14 protein-coding genes are annotated in these 17,312 nt (G+C 64.0%); 10 read left to right on the top strand and 4 right to left on the bottom strand.

What is annotated here, in order from left to right; all coding sequences use genetic code 11:
• Positions 1-31: 31 nt before the first annotated feature.
• The 3 genes from HMPREF2944_RS02265 (at position 32) to HMPREF2944_RS02255 (ending at position 2,620) form a co-directional block, all read left to right on the top strand.
• On the top strand, positions 32-871 hold the full coding sequence (locus tag HMPREF2944_RS02265) for an ABC transporter substrate-binding protein (RefSeq protein WP_070680096.1): 840 nt from the start codon (positions 32-34) through the stop codon (positions 869-871).
• Between the two features lie 131 nt (positions 872-1,002).
• Entirely contained in the window at positions 1,003-1,806 is an 804-nt protein-coding gene (locus HMPREF2944_RS02260) for an amino acid ABC transporter permease (RefSeq protein WP_070680093.1), read from the top strand.
• 34 nt (positions 1,807-1,840) lie between these two features.
• A complete protein-coding gene (locus tag HMPREF2944_RS02255; protein WP_049343223.1) occupies positions 1,841-2,620 on the top strand; it encodes an amino acid ABC transporter ATP-binding protein in 780 nt (259 codons plus the stop codon).
• Between the two features lie 100 nt (positions 2,621-2,720).
• Here the strand turns inward: HMPREF2944_RS02255 and HMPREF2944_RS02250 are convergent, their stop codons facing one another.
• The 3 genes from HMPREF2944_RS02250 to HMPREF2944_RS02240 form a co-directional block, all read right to left on the bottom strand.
• Positions 2,721-3,554, bottom strand: a complete 834-nt coding sequence (locus HMPREF2944_RS02250) for an oxidoreductase (RefSeq protein WP_070680090.1) — start codon at positions 3,552-3,554, stop codon at positions 2,721-2,723.
• A gap of 224 nt (positions 3,555-3,778) precedes the next feature.
• Positions 3,779-4,156 (bottom strand): cupin domain-containing protein, encoded by a 378-nt coding sequence (locus tag HMPREF2944_RS02245; protein ID WP_070680087.1) that lies wholly within the window; start codon positions 4,154-4,156, stop codon positions 3,779-3,781.
• Between the two features lie 187 nt (positions 4,157-4,343).
• On the bottom strand, positions 4,344-5,768 hold the full coding sequence (locus HMPREF2944_RS02240) for a phosphatase PAP2 family protein (RefSeq protein ID WP_070680084.1): 1,425 nt from the start codon (positions 5,766-5,768) through the stop codon (positions 4,344-4,346).
• Positions 5,769-6,167: 399 nt separating this feature from the next.
• Here HMPREF2944_RS02240 and HMPREF2944_RS02235 point away from each other — a divergent pair, with 399 nt between their 5' ends.
• The 3 genes from HMPREF2944_RS02235 to HMPREF2944_RS02225 all read left to right on the top strand — a co-directional run bounded on the left by HMPREF2944_RS02235 (position 6,168) and on the right by HMPREF2944_RS02225 (position 10,471).
• On the top strand, positions 6,168-7,205 hold the full coding sequence (locus HMPREF2944_RS02235; RefSeq protein WP_070680444.1) for an o-succinylbenzoate synthase: 1,038 nt from the start codon (positions 6,168-6,170) through the stop codon (positions 7,203-7,205).
• 128 nt (positions 7,206-7,333) lie between these two features.
• Entirely contained in the window at positions 7,334-9,226 is a 1,893-nt protein-coding gene (gene menD, locus HMPREF2944_RS02230; protein WP_070680081.1) for a 2-succinyl-5-enolpyruvyl-6-hydroxy-3-cyclohexene-1-carboxylic-acid synthase, read from the top strand.
• Positions 9,227-9,451: 225 nt separating this feature from the next.
• Positions 9,452-10,471: a glycosyltransferase gene (locus HMPREF2944_RS02225; protein ID WP_070680078.1), complete on the top strand. Its 1,020-nt coding sequence runs from the start codon at positions 9,452-9,454 to the stop codon at positions 10,469-10,471.
• A 163-nt stretch (positions 10,472-10,634) separates the two neighbouring features.
• Here the strand turns inward: HMPREF2944_RS02225 and HMPREF2944_RS02220 are convergent, their stop codons facing one another.
• A complete protein-coding gene (locus tag HMPREF2944_RS02220; RefSeq protein WP_070680075.1) occupies positions 10,635-11,543 on the bottom strand; it encodes an MBL fold metallo-hydrolase in 909 nt (302 codons plus the stop codon).
• A 177-nt stretch (positions 11,544-11,720) separates the two neighbouring features.
• Between HMPREF2944_RS02220 and gluQRS the strand changes: the two genes are divergently transcribed.
• The 4 genes from gluQRS to HMPREF2944_RS02200 all read left to right on the top strand — a co-directional run bounded on the left by gluQRS (position 11,721) and on the right by HMPREF2944_RS02200 (position 17,286).
• On the top strand, positions 11,721-12,725 hold the full coding sequence (gene gluQRS / locus HMPREF2944_RS02215) for a tRNA glutamyl-Q(34) synthetase GluQRS (RefSeq protein ID WP_070680072.1): 1,005 nt from the start codon (positions 11,721-11,723) through the stop codon (positions 12,723-12,725).
• 418 nt (positions 12,726-13,143) lie between these two features.
• Positions 13,144-14,631, top strand: a complete 1,488-nt coding sequence (gene putP, locus HMPREF2944_RS02210) for a sodium/proline symporter PutP (protein ID WP_070680069.1) — start codon at positions 13,144-13,146, stop codon at positions 14,629-14,631.
• 207 nt (positions 14,632-14,838) lie between these two features.
• Positions 14,839-15,792, top strand: coding sequence for a 1,4-dihydroxy-2-naphthoyl-CoA synthase (locus tag HMPREF2944_RS02205; RefSeq protein WP_070680066.1), 954 nt, complete (start codon positions 14,839-14,841; stop codon positions 15,790-15,792).
• A gap of 153 nt (positions 15,793-15,945) precedes the next feature.
• Positions 15,946-17,286 carry an AMP-binding protein gene (locus tag HMPREF2944_RS02200; RefSeq protein ID WP_070680063.1) on the top strand — a complete coding sequence of 447 codons (1,341 nt, stop codon included), beginning with the start codon at positions 15,946-15,948 and terminating at the stop codon, positions 17,284-17,286.
• Positions 17,287-17,312 lie beyond the last annotated feature (26 nt).

The raw sequence follows: 17,312 nt of genomic DNA, 5'->3' as shown, positions 1-17,312 counted from the left end.
CATAGAACACACCGCACATAGGAGCACCCCAATGAACACCGCATTCCTCAAGAAGGCATCCCTCAAGCCGCTGGCCCTGCTGGCAGTACTGCCCCTGGCGCTGACCGGTTGCGTCTCCACCGCCAACGAAAACTCCGACGCCAACGGCGAGGTCAGCCTCGTCAAGCCCGGAGTGCTCAGCGTCTGCACCAACACCCCCTACAAACCTTTCGAATACGAAGAGAACGGCACCATCGTGGGCCTGGACGCAGACATCGCCAACGCCATCGCCTCCGACCTGGGCGTGAAGGCGCAGCTGACCTCCATCAGCTTCGAGGGCCTGGACTCCGGCACCGGCCTGTCCACCGGCCAGTGCGACATCGCGCTGGCGGGCATCGGCGTGACCGACGAACGTAAGAGCAAGATGGAGTTCACCACCGTCTACTTCGACGACAACCTGGCCATCCTGGTTCCCAAGGGTTCCTCCATCACCTCCGCAGCCGACCTGAAGGGCGTGGCCGTCGGCGCCCAGCAGGCAACCAGCGGTGAAACCTACGCCAAGGAAAACGGTGCAGAGGTCATCCAGTACGAAGACACCTCCCTCATGTTCTCCGCCCTGAAGACCGGGCAGGTCAAGGCCGTCGCAGTCAACCTCTCCGTGGTTTCCGAGGCACTGACCAACGACCCGGACTCCTTCAAGATTGCCTACCAGGATTCCGAGAACACCGAGGAAATCGCGGCAGCCGTCTCCTCCAACAACAAGGCGCTGCTGGCCAAGGCCAACGCCACCATCGACAAGCTCAAGAAGAACGGCGAGCTCGACAAGATGAAGGCCAAGTGGGTAGGCACCACCTCCTCGACCTCCGCGAGCGCCTCTTCCTCCGCTTCCTAAGCACCTAGCCGGCTAGCCCCTCCCCCAATTCAGGAGTACCCTAATACTTTTGGGTTGGGGGAATCTCCGGCCTTTGACCTTGTGAGCGCATAGAACGCTCTTGACCGAACAGCACATGGATAAGAAAGCGCATGTCCTCTAAACTCTCACCCCGTCAGAAGCAGAAGCTTTTCCGCTACGCACAGTACGCCCTTCTGGCAGTTATCGCCCTGGCAGCCATTCTTCTGGCTGACTGGAAGACCCTCAGCCAGCAGGTCTTCAACCTGGACGTTGCGGCGCAGCAGTTCCCCGACGTCATCACCGTGGCGCTGAAGAACACCCTGCTCTACACCGCTTTAGGCTTCGCTGTGGGCCTCTCCGGCGGCCTGCTGCTGGCGCTCATGCGTATTTCCTCCATTGCCCCGTACCGCTGGATTGCAACCCTGTACGTGGAGCTCTTCCGCGGCATCCCGGCGCTGCTGGTCTTCTTCGCCTTCGGTTACGGTATTCCGCTGGCCTTCAAGATTCGCTTCGTGGATAACCTGATTCCTGTGACCCTGTCCCTGGGTATGGTTTCGGCTGCCTACATCAGCGAGGTGCTGCGCGCGGGCTTGCAGGCCATTCCGAAGGGTCAGATGGAGGCGGCACGCTCCCTGGGTATGTCCCACACCCGCGCGATGATCTCGATCATCATCCCGCAGGCCTTCCGCGTGGTGCTTCCCCCGCTGACCAACGAGGTTATCCTGCTGACCAAGGACTCCTCCCTCGTCTACCTGTTGGGCGTGACCGTATCGCAGTACGAGCTGGCAAAGTTCGGCCGTGAGGGCCTGACCGCCGCCAATGCGGGCCTGACTCCCCTGGTGGTTGCCGGCCTGTGCTACCTCATCATCACCGTCCCGCTGGGCCAGCTCTCCGCATACTTTGAGCGCCGCACCCAGCTGACCGGCCGCAAGTAAGCGCAACGACGAGACAGAACGGATTACGGATACTATGACCGCTTCAACTTCATCCATGGCCGCCTCCTCGGTGCGCATTTCTAACCTGCACAAGTCCTACGGCAAGGTCCAGGTGCTCAAGGGCATCGACATGGAGGTCGCCCCCGGCGAGGTCGTGTGCCTCATCGGTCCCTCCGGTTCGGGCAAGTCCACCCTGCTGCGCTGCGTGAACCTACTGGAGGAGCCGAACGACGGCACCATCATGGTGGGCGATACCGAGGTCACCGACCCGGACGTGGACATTAACCGCGTGCGCACCCACATGGGCATGGTGTTCCAGCAGTTCAACCTCTTCGGTCACCTGAACATCCTGGATAACTGCACGATTGCCCAGATTAAGGTGCTGGGCCGTTCCAAGGAGGAGGCGGAGGCTGTGGCCCTCGAGCAGCTCGCTAAGGTGGGCCTGGCCGGCAAGGAAGACCGCTTCCCCGCTCAGCTTTCCGGCGGCCAGCAGCAGCGTGTGGCTATCGCCCGTGCGCTCTCCATGCACCCCGACCTGATGCTTTTTGACGAGCCCACCAGCGCGCTGGACCCGGAGATGGTCGGCGAGGTTCTGAGTATTATGCGTAACCTGGCCGACGAGGGCATGACCATGATCGTGGTGACCCACGAGATGGCGTTCGCCCGCGAGGTAGCCGACAAGGTCGTCTTCATGGCCGACGGCGTGGTCGTGGAGGAAGGCCCTGCCGACCAGGTGATTGGCGCCCCCAAGCACGAACGTACCCGGGCCTTCTTGGCTCGAGTGCTCGATCCGACCCACGCGGTTGTAAACTAGTACTAGCTCTTGAAAATATAGCGGGCGGTGCTGTACGAAACATTCTGTTTCGCGCAGCACCGCCCGCTTTTCCATGCTCTAGTTCGCCGCTATTTCGGTTCTAGAAGATACGGCGCGCCACCTTGTCAAAGAGACGGTCCGGTAGCACGGTATGCAGGAACACGGAGGGCTTAGCACCGAAACCTACCAGGTAGCGGGTCTTGGGGCGGCGCGCTTCCAGGGCTCGCAGAATAGCGTTAGAGATAACCTTGGGCTCTGAAAGGTTGGAGGACGGCGAGTAGAGCTTACGCATCTTTGCCGCAACGCGCTGTGCCTGAGCCGCGTAGACACCGTTTCGGGAGGATTCCTCGAGGTGGTCTGCCGCGATGAGCCCCCAGGGGGTCTTGATGCCGCCGGGCTCGATAATGACCACGTCAATACCGAACTCTTCAACCTCCATGCGTAGCGCATCGCTGAACGCCTCGAGAGCGTACTTGGTGGCGTGATACCAGGCGCCCAGGGGCGAGGTAATACGCCCCGCCATTGAGGAGATGTTCAGGATGCGCCCGCTGCCCTGTGCGCGCATATGCGGCAGCACCAGCTGGGTGAGGCGCGCCAGGCCAAAGAGGTTCACCTCGAACTGGCGGCGTGCCTCGTCGATGGGGACGTCTTCAATGGCGCCGTAGAATCCGTAGCCTGCATTGTTGATAAGCACGTCAATGCGACCTTCTGCCTCAATAATCTGCTGTACGGCGGCTTCCATGGATGCTTCATCGGTAACGTCCAGGCTGAGCGATTTCACGCCCTCGGAGGCGAGCTCTTCAATCTTCTCAACGCGGCGGGCGGCACCGTAGACGGTGTAGCCGTAGCGCACCAGCAGCGGCGCTACGTCGTAGCCGATACCGGAGCTGGCGCCGGTGAGAAGAACGACGGGGCGTTGCAGTGACTTGGGCATTGCGTATCCTTTCGGGTTGCTCCCTGTGAGGTTAGCGGGAGTGTACTTCTCAGGGTACGCCCGCGCGGGGGCGTACGAGCATGCAGAAAGCTCAGGGCGTAGCGTGAGGGTATTCTCGCCGACATATGTGAGGGCAGGAGGACAGAGAAAAAGCTCGCCGCGGCATCCTGTGCAGATGCGGCGGCGAGCTAAGGTTTTGGGGTCAGGGGTTTAGAGGCCGGGGTTTAAACCTCTTCCACCTCAACGGTGAGCTTGGGCTCGGGGTGCGATTCACCGGTCAGCATGGTCACCAGCAGGGTGGAGTCCTTCACGGCGCGCAGGGAGTGCAGAAGCTTGGCGGTCACGTGAATCGGCTTGCCCGGGGCCAGGGTAATATCGCGATCCTTCACGTGAAAGATCACCTCGCCCTTGAGAACCTGCACGAAGATGGGGTGCACGCTGTGGTGCTCGTGCCAGGACTGGCCGGCCGCCAGCTCCATGAGGGTCAGGTTGCCGCCGTCGGCGTCCACGATCTTGCGGGCCTGGGGCTTATCTTCGAAGGGCTTTAGCTCCTCGGTGAGCTGGGGGAAAATGATGACGCGGCCTTCATGGGTACCTGCCATGGTACGCACCTTTCTACTCGAGCCGGGCGGAGTATGCGGCCCGGCGGCTAGTCGCCAATACTGTTATTTGGCATCAAAAATACCAATTATTTCCATTGTATTCTGCGCTCCCCCGCGAGGCAACGCCCACACACAAAGCCAATAAAAACGCGTGCCCCGCCGCATGAGGGCGAGGCACGCATTTGGGTTACGCCTGACGCTTGCTATTGCGTGCGCGCAGCAGATTCACCGTCAGCGCCGTCGTACCGAAGCTCACCGCCACGATCATGCAGGTCGCTGCGGTAAACGCGCCTCCCGGGATGGGCGAAAAAATCGCAATCAGGTACAGAATCACGGAACAGAAGGAAAGGAAAAGCGTCGCAATCGTCAACAACGGCACCAACACCAGGCCGCCGCGCGAGGCAATCGTAAAGTCACTGCGACGCACGTAGCGCAGCAGGGCCATGCCCAGTACCGTCCACATGGAGGTCACGAGAATCGCGGTCACAACATCCACCGGGCGGTGCCAGCCGTTAATAATCGTGGAGGCACCCGTCAAGCAGGTCGCGACCGCCGCCAACAGGGCCACGGTCGGACGCATCAGCCGGGGAGCCGCCAGGAAGAGAGCCGCACCGGCCGCCGCCGCAAACGTCGTGTGGCCGCTGGGCGCCGAATTGCTCACCGCCTCCTGAATACCCCAGTCGGGCTTCACGATGATGTAGTTCTTCAGCGCGTAGGTCGTGACGCAGGCTCCCACGCCGCAGAGCACCCCCACCAGTGCCGGGAGGAACCGGTGCTTCCATACCAGCACCGCAATCAGGCCGAGCACCGCCACCACACCGACAATCGTCGGCAACGAGTCCAGCGCGGTCAGGGTCGGACCGCGATAGTTGAGGAACTGGTTCGTGTACTCGGCGTAGGCCTGCTCATCCACCTGCTGGCCAACGTGCGTGTAGATGAAGAAACGGAAGGCCCCGAAAAGCGAGGCCCCCAAGAAGAGCAGGGCAAAGAGATGCCGCATCAGAAGGCCGGTACTCGGGAAGCTCTTCGGGTCGCCCTCATCCGGGCGGATCGGGTTGCCCATGGGGCTCATCGAGGTCACTCCAACCTGGGAATAGACGTTGCCCGTTTGAGAAGCGGGAGGGAAGGCCTCGTTGGGGTAGGGAACGCCGGAATACGAGGCTCCCCCGTAGGAAACGTTGGGGTTCGCCGCGCGAGGCGGCACCGGCGCGGCGGGTGCAGCCGGAGTCGCGGGCTCAACCCTGGGGGCCGCATAGGGCGAGCGAGAAGCCTGAATGGTCGGTTCCTCAAGCGTCTGGGTGGCCTGCATGAGGCGGGTGGAGCCGTCAGTGTTCGACAGCAAGCGGGTGTCGGGGCTTCGGGCGGGGAGCACCTCGGTGGGGTCCTGTGCATCGTGCGCGTACGCGCACGCGGAAGAAGAACGGGTAGCCGAAATCGGCTGGGTCGCAGAGATAGGCTGAGTATCGGAGAGCTCGGCCGCGCGGTCCGCGACGGCCTCGGCGGAGAAGGGCAGGGTAGGGGCATTATCGCCGGTCTGGAGCGGGCGGGTTGCCTCAGAATCGCTCACCGCGCCGCTCGCGACGGTTTCATGCGCGTTCCATCGATAGCTCATAAGCCCCTCCACACTTCGTTTCGTACCTTCTCCCTCATGGCGTTACCTCGCGGCGGTCCACCCGGCGGCGAAGACCCCCAAGCCTTCGCGCGAGTCGAATGCGGTCACCGCGCTGATAGAGTAACTACCTCACTATCTCAGGTTAAGCTATGAAAAGGTAAAGTTTTTGGGTCGCTAAGCTGAGAGTTTCCGCAAAATACGCAGGCTTAACGCGAGAGGTATCGAAAGTTCCCCAAGCCCCCCATTAAAAGCCCTGGTCAGCGGCGTGCCGAGCGCCCGGTTCGAGTTGGGACGTGCCCCATATCGAGGGGCTTGAACCGCTAAAAAATTTTTAGCGGGGAAAGGACAACAGTGAGCGTGCATCACAAATCATCACCCGCAGAGTCCACCCCGGGCGGCGTGCCGCCCCTGGGCTACGGTTTCCGCCTCACGGGGCTTCCGCTACCCCCGCTGGACGAGGTGCTCGAATGCCTAGCCGTTGTTGATATCCCCATGAACGTCACCTTCCGCGGTGTGAACCGTCGCCAGAGCGCGCTCATTCGCGGCCCCCGAGGCTGGGGCGAGTTCGCGCCATTCCTCGAATACGGCGACGAAGAGGCGGCCGCCTGGCTCGCCTGCGCCCTCGAAGCGGCCTGGCTCCCCGCCCCCGAGCCGGTGCGCGAAAGTATTCCGCTCAACGCGACACTGCCCGCCGTCCCCGCCGAACGCGTGCCCGAGGTACTCGCCCGCTACGACGGCACCATCCGGGAGCTCAAAATCAAGGTCGCGGAGAAGGGCCAGAGCCTCGCCGACGACGTGGCCCGCGTGGCCGCCGCGCGCGAGGCGCTCCCCGAGGCTCGCCTCAAGATCGATGCGAATATGGGCTACACCCCCTCCGGCGCTCTCGAGGCGCTCCGCAAACTCTGCGAGTACGGCCTCATCTACGCCGAGCAGCCGGTCGCCACCATCGAGGACATGGCGGCGCTCCGTTACGCCGTGGCCAAGGAGGGACTGCCGGTCCGCATCGCCGCCGACGAGTCGATTCGCAAGGCCGAGGACCCGCTGCGCGTGGCCCGCGCCAATGCCGCAGACCTCATCGTCATCAAGGCCGCTCCCCTGGGCGGTGTTCGCCGTGCCCTGGCCATCGTTGAGCAGGCACAGCTTCCGGCCGTCGTCTCTTCGGCCCTGGAAACCTCGGTGGGCATCGCAACCGGTGCCGCCCTGGCGGCCTCCCTGCCGACCCTGAAGTACGGGTGCGGCTTGGGAACCGTCTCGCTCATGGCCGAGGACGTCGCCGAGGACCCCATGATCGCCCACGACGGGCTCATGCGGGTGCGAGCCGTCGAGCCCGACCCGCAGCGCCTCGAGCGCCTGGCCGCCGACGAGCCGACCCGCCGGTGGTGGGCTGAGCGGGTGAGCCGCTGCTACCGCGTGCTGGAACGCATCCACCGCGGCTAGACCGCCGCTAGAGCATGGGGGCTTGAGCCTCTCAAGAACCGCGCGTTGCCACGAACCCGTGCGTCATGAACCAGCGCGCGAAGGTAACCCATACCGGCCCGATATGGGCGCGGCATTAGAATGGTACGGTGACTAAACATCGCTCCATCCCCGCCATGCTGACCGCAATTTCCGTGCTCGACTCGCTGATTCGCGCCGGAATGCGGCATATTGTCGTGTCCCCGGGCTCCCGCAGTGCGCCCCTGGCTTACGCCATCGCCGCGGCCGCCGAAGCCGGAGCACTCATCGCTCACGTGCGAGTGGACGAGCGAACCGCCGCCTTCACGGCTCTCGGCATCGCCAAAGCCTCGGGCCGCCCGGTGGGCCTTGTGTGCACCTCCGGTACCGCTCTGGGCGAGTACATGCCGGCCGTCATGGAGGCCTACCACGCCGGCGTGCCCCTCGTGATCATGAGCGCAGACCGCCCCGAGCGTCTGCGTGGAAGCGGCGTCAACCAGACCACCCACCAGGCCGGGTTCTTCTCTCCCTTTGTGCGCGCCGAGGCCGACCTGACCGCTTATCCCGAGCAGGAGGAAGGCGAGCAGACCTTTGCCTTCGCTGCCTGCCTCAACGCTTTGACCGGCCGCGCCGCAGAAAACTGGGCCCGCCCCTCGGCTGAGCCCATCGGCCCGGTTCACCTGAACCTCTGCTTCGATACGCCGCTCACCCCTACCGGGCAGTTCGCGCACGCCCTGCCGCAGTGGGCCCAGAGCCTGCTCGAGGACTACGACCCGCAGGAGGAGGCTCGCCTGCGCACCGACCGCGCCGAGGGGTCGGGGCTTTCCGCGCTAGAAAGGGAGTGGCTTCTGAGCTCCCTCAGCACCGGGGCCCAAACCATTGAGGCGAAGGCCCCCGCGCCCTCCACCACCACGCGAACCGTCGTGGTGGCCGCCGACGGGGCCGGGGAATTTGCCGCCGAGTTCGCGCGCGTGCTGAACCTGCCGCTGCTGGCCGAGCCCTCCTCCGAGGCACGCCACGGCGCGACCGCCATTCCGCACTACCCGCAGCTGCTCTCCTCAGAGGGATTCGAGCCTGCCGCGCGTATTGAGCGCGTGGTGCTCTTCGGTCACCCGACCCTTTCACGCCCCGTGACCGCTCTACTGGCTGACGAGAGCGTGCCCTGCGCCTACTACGCGCCGCGCCGCGCCAGCTGGTACGAGCCCGGAGCGCGTTCCTTCATCGAAATCTCCACCCCGCAGCGGCTCGCCGAGTTCGCGCGCGGTGTCAAGGACGCCCCGGCCGAGGGCACCGACCCCGCGGAAGAAGAAACCGGTGAAACCGCCGAGACCTGGGTCCAGCAGTGGATGCGTGCCGGCAAGCAATTGCAGCAGGCCGCGCTGCGCGAAATTGAGACCTACGAGCACCGCGCGGACGGTGCCTCGGGCAATAGCCCAGAGGATGAGGAACGCTACCTCGACTACCGCAATCGCACCGCCGGACGCTCCTACGCCCGCCGCGTTTGGCGGGAAGCCGTGGAGCAGAAGCGGCTCCTCGTGCTGGGTTCCTCCAACCTTGTGCGTGATCTGGAGGCGGCGGCCCCCGCCCTGGGCGAGCCCGCCCCCGCGCGCGTCTTCGCCAACCGCGGTCTGGCGGGTATCGACGGCACCACGGCAACCGCCATCGGCGTTTCCCTCTCGGGCTACTACCCCGCCGGGACGGATTCCGAGGGCCGCCCCGTCATCGGCGGCTCCGCCCTGCCGGTGACCCTGCTCTGCGGCGACCTGACCTTCCAGCACGACATTGCGTCGCTCAATCTGCCGAGCACCGAGCTGCTACCCGACCTGCGCATCGAGGTCTTCGACGATGCCGGCGGCGGCATCTTCACGACCCTGGAACACGGAGAGCTGGCCCGCGACGAGCAATTCGCAGCCGCGGTGAGCCGCTTCTTCACGGTCGCGGCCGCTCCGAACACCAATCTGGCGCGCATGGCCGCAGGGTTTGGCGCCGAATCGGGTATCGAGGTGCGTATTCACACACCCTAGCGGGCGAGGCTGAACCCCGGAGAACCACGGGCTGCGGATATACTGAAGACTGCATGCGCCCCGCCGCGGGTTTACCCGGCAAATACCCGGTACCGGGGCCGCCGCAAGGGATTTTCCCGCTTAAATATCTGTCGTCCGTCCGCCCCGGGAGCGTGCCGCTCGTCCCGCCAATTGTGATGAGCATTGCGCGCATTTTCCCCGGCCGGATCCCTCTCAAGGAATCTTATGAGCTCACTCGATATTATTGTTGCCGTTCCCTCCGGAGCCGGTTGGGTTCCGGTTCACGCCATGGCGGACCTCCTGGCCCGCTACACCGGCGGCACCGTCCACACCGTCGACGTGGGGGCTTCTCTGTCCAAGGAAACGAAGCTTCTGGCTCGCCTACCGCGGCTCAAGGGTGGCTCTCGCCGCTGCGTGGTCATCGCCTCCGACCCCGGCCAGCTCTACGCCGTCGCGCAGCGTTCCTTCGCGTTCCGCCGCTACGGTGCCATCTACGGTTGGGTCATTGACAGCTTCTGGGACGACCGTATTCCCGCCATTGCGAAGTCCTCGGTCTACGACCGTATCTTCGTCGCCGACGCCGACGACGTCCAGCCGTGGACCGCGGCCGGCGTGAAGACCCCGGGCGTGCTGCCCTGGGGCGCGGACGTGTGGAGCTCCTTCTCGGAGCGCCTTGCGACCCTGCCCTCCAAGACCACCGATCTGCTGCGCGTGGGCCGACAGCCCGCCGCCTACGAGGACGACGAGGCAACCGCCCGCCTGGCCAAGGAGCTGGGTTTGAGCTTCGAGGGCCGCCCGCCCTTTGGCGCGAACGACCGCGAGTCGGCACAGCACCTGCAGGATTCGCTGAACCGCGCGAAGTTCCTGCTGGCCTTTTCCACTTCGGTGAGCCCCGCCCCCTACACCCACCCCACGAAGGAGTACATCACCGGCCGCTGGACCGATGCTCTGGCCTCCGGCGTCACCGTGGTGGGTCAGGTTCCGAACACGAGCACCGTACGCGAGATTCTCTGGGACGGTGCGACCGTCGATATCGATCACGCGGATGCTCGCGCGGGCCTCGCCCAGGTTGCCGAAGCCGCCTCGCGTTGGACCCCCGAACAGGGTGAGCGTCAGATTCGTCGCGCCCTGGAGCACCTGGACTGGCGCCACCGCTTCGTGGAGCTCTGCGGCGCGATGGGCGAAGTTCCCGCTGCGCTGAAGACCGATTGTGAGGCCATGCGCGCGGAGTACGCCGCGGCGTAGATCCTCCTAGCGCACAACTGATATATAACGCAGGTGCGGGCCGGTTTCTGAGAAGAAACCGGCCCGCACCTGCATTTATGCCGTATTGGCTATATTGAATATGTTGAGGTTCCGGTGAGGCGGCGGGGCGCTCTACGACCCCGCGCGCCGCGGAATACAGGGCCTAGTAGGCAGCCTTACCCAACGTAATCGGGCCCGTAAAGCCGCTCGTGTCCGGCTGCTCCGCGTCGAAGCTCTCAGAGTCGGGGGCGTTCTCGAGCTGGGCCAGACGGTCCAGCAGGAAGCGGGTCGCGCCCGGCGCATAGGGCAGCTGGTACATTGCGGCGGTGGTCGCCTCATCCTCGCGGTCCAGGGTCGAGGCACGAATAGACTTGATCGCGCTAATCATGGTGTTGCGTTCGCGCTCCACGAAGGTGCGGTCCACGGGCTCGCCGTTACCGGGCACGAACACGCGGTAGCGGTCGAACTCCAGCACGGCACCCAGGGTGTCGATCCAGCGATCAGGGAAGGAATCCTCGAAGTACGGGTCGGTGCCTTCCTCAATGAGGCCACCCATGAAGAGCACGTCCTCAACGCCGACCATGATGTCGCCGTCCGTGTGGCCGGGACCCATGTACATGAGGGTTGCGCTACGTTCGCCCAGGTCGATCGGGGTGAAGGTGATGCCGTCGCCGTTGTTAGCGACCAGGTGGTTGGGCACGACGATATCGGTGGCGGCACCCTGGTGGTGCGCCATCTCGGGTTCGAGGGTCTCAACGTAGGATCGCTGCGCCGCGCCGTACTTGCGGATGGCGCGAGCGGCGCGGGGATGCGCCCAGAACTCCTCGACCCCCATAGCCGCGAAGACGTCGTTGCCAAAGAAACGTTCGTAGTGGCCGTGGGTGTTCACTACGGTAATCGGAAGTCGGGTGAGGCGGCGAACCTCATCATAAATTTCGGTGGCCTGACGGGGACCGGCGCCGGTGTCTACGACCAGTGCCCGTTCCAGTCCGAGAACCAGTCCGGTATTGAGTCGGTAGTTATCCGTCGCGATGCGATACACACCGTCGGCAAGTTCAATTGTGCGAGCCATAGATACAACCCTACTGGAATTTTTGAGCGATGTTGCGCCATTGCACTCTCAGAGAGCAAGATTTCCCTTTTTGGAAAAGGAAATTGGGCACACTCCGAGAGGTTTTCGGGTTCCGGAGCCCCAGCCGCCCGGCCCGGATCCGCCTTGGTTGCAGTGCTTTCCGCGTAGGATGGAACCATGATTTCTCCAGATTCTTCGAACGATGTTTCCGGTGCGGTTTTTCCCAGCGGCACGGGACGCTACGCCCCCTCCCCCTCGGGCGACCTGCACCTGGGTAATTTGCGCACCGCGATTCTGGCGTGGGCGATGGCTCGCCGCGGCGGTAAGCCCTTCTACGTGCGCGTTGAGGATTTGGACCGTGTGCGGCCCGGTGCTGCGGAACGCCAGCTAGCCGATCTGCAAGCCATGGGCCTGGACTGGGATATCAGCCCGGGCAGCGCGGCAGAGAGTACCGAGGGTAAGAGGGCCGGCGTCCTCTACCAGAGCACGCGCCTTGCCGCCTACGAGCGTGCGGTTCAGCGCCTGCGCGAGGCGGGCCTCGTGTACGAGTGCTACTGCACCCGTCGCGAGATTCAGGAGGCCTCGAGCGCACCGCACGGCGCCCCGGGCGCCTACCCGGGCACCTGTCGCGGGCTGAGCGAGGCGCAGCGCGAGGAGCGCCGCGCCCAGCGTCCGCCGGCTCTGCGCCTGCGCGCCGAGCGCACGAGCTACACGGTGCATGATGATTTTTACGGCCCCTACACCGGGCTGGTGGACGATTTCGTGCTGGTACGCAACGACGGCACCTACGCGTACAACCTGACCTCCGTGGTGGACGACGCTTTCGTGGGGGTTGAGCAGATTGTGCGCGGCGATGACCTGCTACCCTCCGCGCCTCGCCAGGCGTATCTGGCGGGCCTGCTGGGTCTGCCGCAGCCGCGCTACGCGCACGTTCCCCTGGCGCTGAACGAGGAGGGTAAGCGCCTGGCCAAGCGTGACGGGGCGGTCACCCTGCCTCAGCTTCAGGAGGCGGGGGTGACCATCCCCGAGGTGCTCGGCTGGATTGCTGCATCCATTCCGGTGCTGGACGATTCGGGCCGCCCGCATGAGGGTCGGGTTCCGGTGCCGGATGCTTCGGTGATTCTGGAGCGTTTTGACCCGGCCCTCATGTCGCGTGAGCCCTGGGTCGTGCGTAATCTTTAGACCTTCACACCACGTAACGCGGGCTCTTCCTGCCCCGTACCCCCTTCTATGGGCGACACGTTAGACGACACCCCGTCAAGGTTTTTAAACTTTTCGTTTTCTTCGTTTGCATTGAATATGCCGATGCACGTTTGTGTTGCCTTTGCATAGCTAAGCCCGTGACACAATGCCCGAAAGCCCTATCACCCCGGGTTTTCGGGCTTTTTTCGCATAGAATCCCACCGTTTCCCACACATACGGTTACCCGCAATATTCTATTTATGCATATTTATTTGTTTACCACATAACTAAATTTCGGAACGACGGTTTTATTTTCCGTTCTGAAGAATCTAGAATGTATCCCAGACCACTTATAAAGTTATGGAGTAGCGTATAAATACACACAGACGCTCACCAACACCAGGAGAGAAGGAAAACAATGGCCGCGAGTACATACCAAATCATCGCGCTGGCGATATATTTTGTCGCCATGATTGCGATCGGCCTGTGGGCCAATAGCAAGAACAACAGCCTCGACGACTACGTGCTGGGTGGACGACAGCTCTCCCCCACCGTCGCCGCACTCTCGGCTGGCGCATCCGACATGTCCGGCTGGCTCCTCATGGGCCTGCCCGGCGCCGTCTACCTCAGCGGCCTCTCCCAGGCTTGGCTCGCCGTCGGCCTGACCATCGGTGCGTGGTGCAACTGGAAGTTCGTGGCACCGCGACTGCGTAGCTACACCGAAGTTGCCGGCGACGCAGTGACCGTCCCCGTCTTCCTGAGCAACCGCCTCAAGGACACCAAGCGTGTGCTGCGCATCGTCTCCGGTGTCGTGATTCTGGTGTTCTTCACCTTCTACGTCTCCTCCGGTATGGTGTCCGGTGGCCTGTTCTTCAAGTCCTCCTTCGGCCAGGAATACCACACCGGCATGCTCCTGCTGGCGGGCATCACCGTGTTCTACACCCTCTTCGGCGGCTTCATGGGCGCCTCCTACACCGACATGGTTCAGGGTCTGCTCATGCTTGCAGCACTCATCGCCGTGCCGGTCATCACCATCATCGATCTTGGCGGTGTAGGCCCGGTGGTTGAATCCATCAGCCAGGTTCGCCCCGACGCCCTCAGCATCTTCGCGGGCACCACCTTCGCCGGTATTATTTCATCCCTCGCCTGGGGTCTGGGATACTTCGGCCAGCCGCACATCATCGTGCGCTTCATGGCAATGCGCACCCCCGCCGACGCAAAGTCCGGCCGCCGCATCGGCATCAGCTGGATGGTTCTGACCGTGTTCGGTGCACTCAGCGGCGCATTCATGGGTATCGCGTACTTTGCACGCCACCCCGAAGCCTCCCTCACCAACCCCGAAACCGCAGAGTCCGTATTCCTGGACCTCTCGCAGATCCTCTTCCACCCCTTCATCGCCGGTCTGATTCTGGCCGCGGTTTTGGCGGCTATTATGTCAACCCTCTCCTCGCAGCTGATTGTGTGCTCCTCCGCTCTGGTGGAGGACCTCTACGGCATCTTCTCCTCGAAGAAGCTCAGCGCCGGCAAGTCCCTGTGGCTCGGCCGTGCAGGCGTGGCAATCGTGGCGCTGGTCGCCGGTGCCCTGGCATGGAACCCCAACAGCTCCATTCTGCAGCTGGTCGCATTCGCTTGGGCTGGCTTCGGTTCGGCCTTCGGCCCGACCGTTCTGCTCTCCCTCTACTGGCGTAAGCTGACCACCCAGGGTGCACTGGCCTCCATGATTACCGGTGCCGTTGTGGCATTCGCATGGGGCCAGAGCCCCATGAAGTCCGTGCTCTACGAAATGGTTCCCGGCTTCGCTTCGGCGCTGCTTGTCGCCATCGTGGTTTCGCTCATGACCTACAAGAAGAACGACGCCATTGACGAAGAGTTCGACCGCGCGGTTGAACTCGCCAAGGTCAAGTAAAGAGTCTCTTCCCCAAGGCTCGGGCCGCACACACGCGGTCCGGGCCTTGGTCTGTTTATAGGGTCTTAACCTGCCAAGATACAGGTATGAGCGCAAGGACAGAGACCCTTCCCCGCGCATCATATTCTGCTATTGGAATATTATGTCGAGCGTGCTTCGTTCCCCGGCCTCGACGAGCCGCACCGCGGGCACCGTAAAATAGGGTCTATGACTGCACAACTTCCCGAAAAGGTCTCGGATATCTTCAACCCCGCCGACTGGCGCGTCGTTGAGGGCTTCGAGGACTTCACCGACATCACCTACCACCGCCAGGTTGAGCGCGACGAAAACGGCGAGATTCTGCGCGATCTGCCTACCGTGCGCATCGCCTTCGACCGCCCCGAGGTGCGCAACGCATTCCGCCCGCACACCGTGGACGAGCTCTACCGCGCCCTCGACCACGCCCGCATGACCTCTAACGTGGGCACCGTACTGCTCACCGGCAACGGCCCCTCCCCCAAGGACGGCGGCTGGGCCTTCTGCTCCGGCGGCGACCAGCGCATCCGCGGCCGCGACGGCTACCACTACGCCAGCGGCGAGACCGCAGAAAGCATCGACCCGGCACGCGCGGGCCGCCTGCACATCCTGGAGGTGCAGCGCCTCATCCGTACCATGCCCAAGGTCGTTATCGCCCTGGTCTCCGGCTGGGCAGCCGGTGGCGGTCACTCCCTGCACGTGGTGGCCGACCTGACCATCGCCTCCGAAGAATACGGCAAGTTCAAGCAGACCGACGCGACCGTCGGCTCCTTCGACGCGGGCTACGGTTCGGCGCTGCTCGCCCGCCAGGTGGGCCAGAAGTTCGCCCGCGAAATCTTCTTCCTCGCCAAAGAATACGACGCACAGCGCATGTACGAAATGGGCGCGGTCAACGACGTGGTTCCCCACGCAGAGCTCGAGAACAAGGGCCTGGAATACGCGGCGCACATCGCCCGCCAGTCCCCGCAGGCAATCCGTATGCTCAAGTACGCCTTCAACCTGCCCGACGACGGTATGCTCGGCCAGCAGGTCTTCGCCGGTGAGGCCACCCGCATGGCCTACATGACCGATGAGGCCGTGGAGGGCCGCGATGCGTTCCTGCAGAAGCGTGACCCGGATTGGTCCAACTACCCCTACTACTTCTAGTAGCTTCAAATGAATAGGCTCGGAGCCGGATTCACCCCTGAGACCCTCAGCTAAGAATCCGGCTCCGGCGCGTTGTTGGGCGCGTTATTGCAGCCCCGGCGCATGACACGCCACTAGAGCACAGCCGCTACGAACAGCCGCTAAGGACTTTCTATGATTACCACCCCCGTACCCGGGCTCGAGCCCCTACCCGCCCCCGGGGAGGATGCCCTGCACCCTCACGCGGTACGCTTGCGGGCCGATCGACCCGCCGATCCGCGGGCCCTCCTGGATTCTTTCGGGCGAATCTTCGCGGGGAACAATCAGGATTCCGTCGCCCTGCTCGTGGGTACCTCCGGTTCCACCGGAATCCCCAAGCACACCGCGCTGAGCGCCCGGGCCCTGCGGGCGAGCGCGGAGGCTACCGAGGGCTTCTTCAAGAGCGCGGGAAGCGAGGCCTCCCAGTGGCTTCTAGCCTTACCCGCGCACTATGTTGCGGGCGCCCAGGTTCTGGCCCGCTCGGTGCTGGCCGGAACCGAGCCTGTCATCGCACGCTCCGTGACCGAGCCGGTGCACTTTAGCCCCGATGTCTTCCTGCGGGCGGTCGAACAGCTGAGCTCCACCCGTCGCTTTGTTTCGCTCGTGCCCACCCAGCTGCACAAGCTTCTCGAGACGGCCCGGAACCAGCCGCGCACGGGCGAAGAAATTCACGCCGCGCTCCGCTCCTTTACCGGGATTCTGCTCGGAGGTGCCCCCGCCAGCGCTGACCTGCTCGCAGCCGCCCAAGAGCTGGGCCTCAACGTCGTGACCACCTACGGTAGCGCCGAGACCGCCGGCGGGTGCATCTACTCCGGCCGGGTGCTGCCCGGCGTGCGGGTGGAGCTCGTGCCTGAAGAGGGCATGCCGAGCGTGCCCTCCGCGGGTACGGAGCTAACGAATGAGGACCCGGCGCATGAGGATCCGCCGCAGGTTGGTCGCATCTGGATCAGCGGCGCGCATCTGGCGCAGGGCTATCTGGGCGACCCCGGTCGTACCGCAGAGCATTTCTTCGCCGCTGCCGACGGCACCCGCTGGTACCGCACCGACGACTACGGCCTGCTGAGCACTCACGCCCCCGGTGAGCCGTGCATCCTACGCGTGCTGGGGCGTAGCGACGACATCGTCATCACCGGCGGTGTCAAAATTTCGGCCCGCGCGGTAGCTGAGGCTCTTGAGAGCCACCCCGCCGTGCGCGAAGCCCTCGTGTGCGGTCTGCCGGATGCACGCTGGGGCTCCGCCGTGACGGCCGCCCTCACGCTCGTGTCCCCGGCCGAGGGCGCGGCTACGGCCCTCGCCGAGAACGCGGAGCTACGCGAGGCCCTGCGGAGCCTCTGCATCGAACGCCTGGGTGTGGCGGCGGCACCCAAGCTGTTGAGCATCCTGCCCGACTTCCCGCTTACCAGCACTGGCAAACCGGACCGCCGCGAAATATACAGTATCCTGGACAGGGACTATCGGGAGGCCTCGCGCGGATAGTATTCGCGCCGCGGTTCTGCCTCACG

Source organism: Rothia sp. HMSC072E10, assembly GCF_001813965.1.
In the GTDB taxonomy this organism is placed as follows: domain Bacteria; phylum Actinomycetota; class Actinomycetes; order Actinomycetales; family Micrococcaceae; genus Rothia; species Rothia mucilaginosa_A.
The sequence above is the reverse complement of the archived record's forward strand: the minus strand, read 5'-3'. Positions and strand labels throughout refer to the sequence as shown.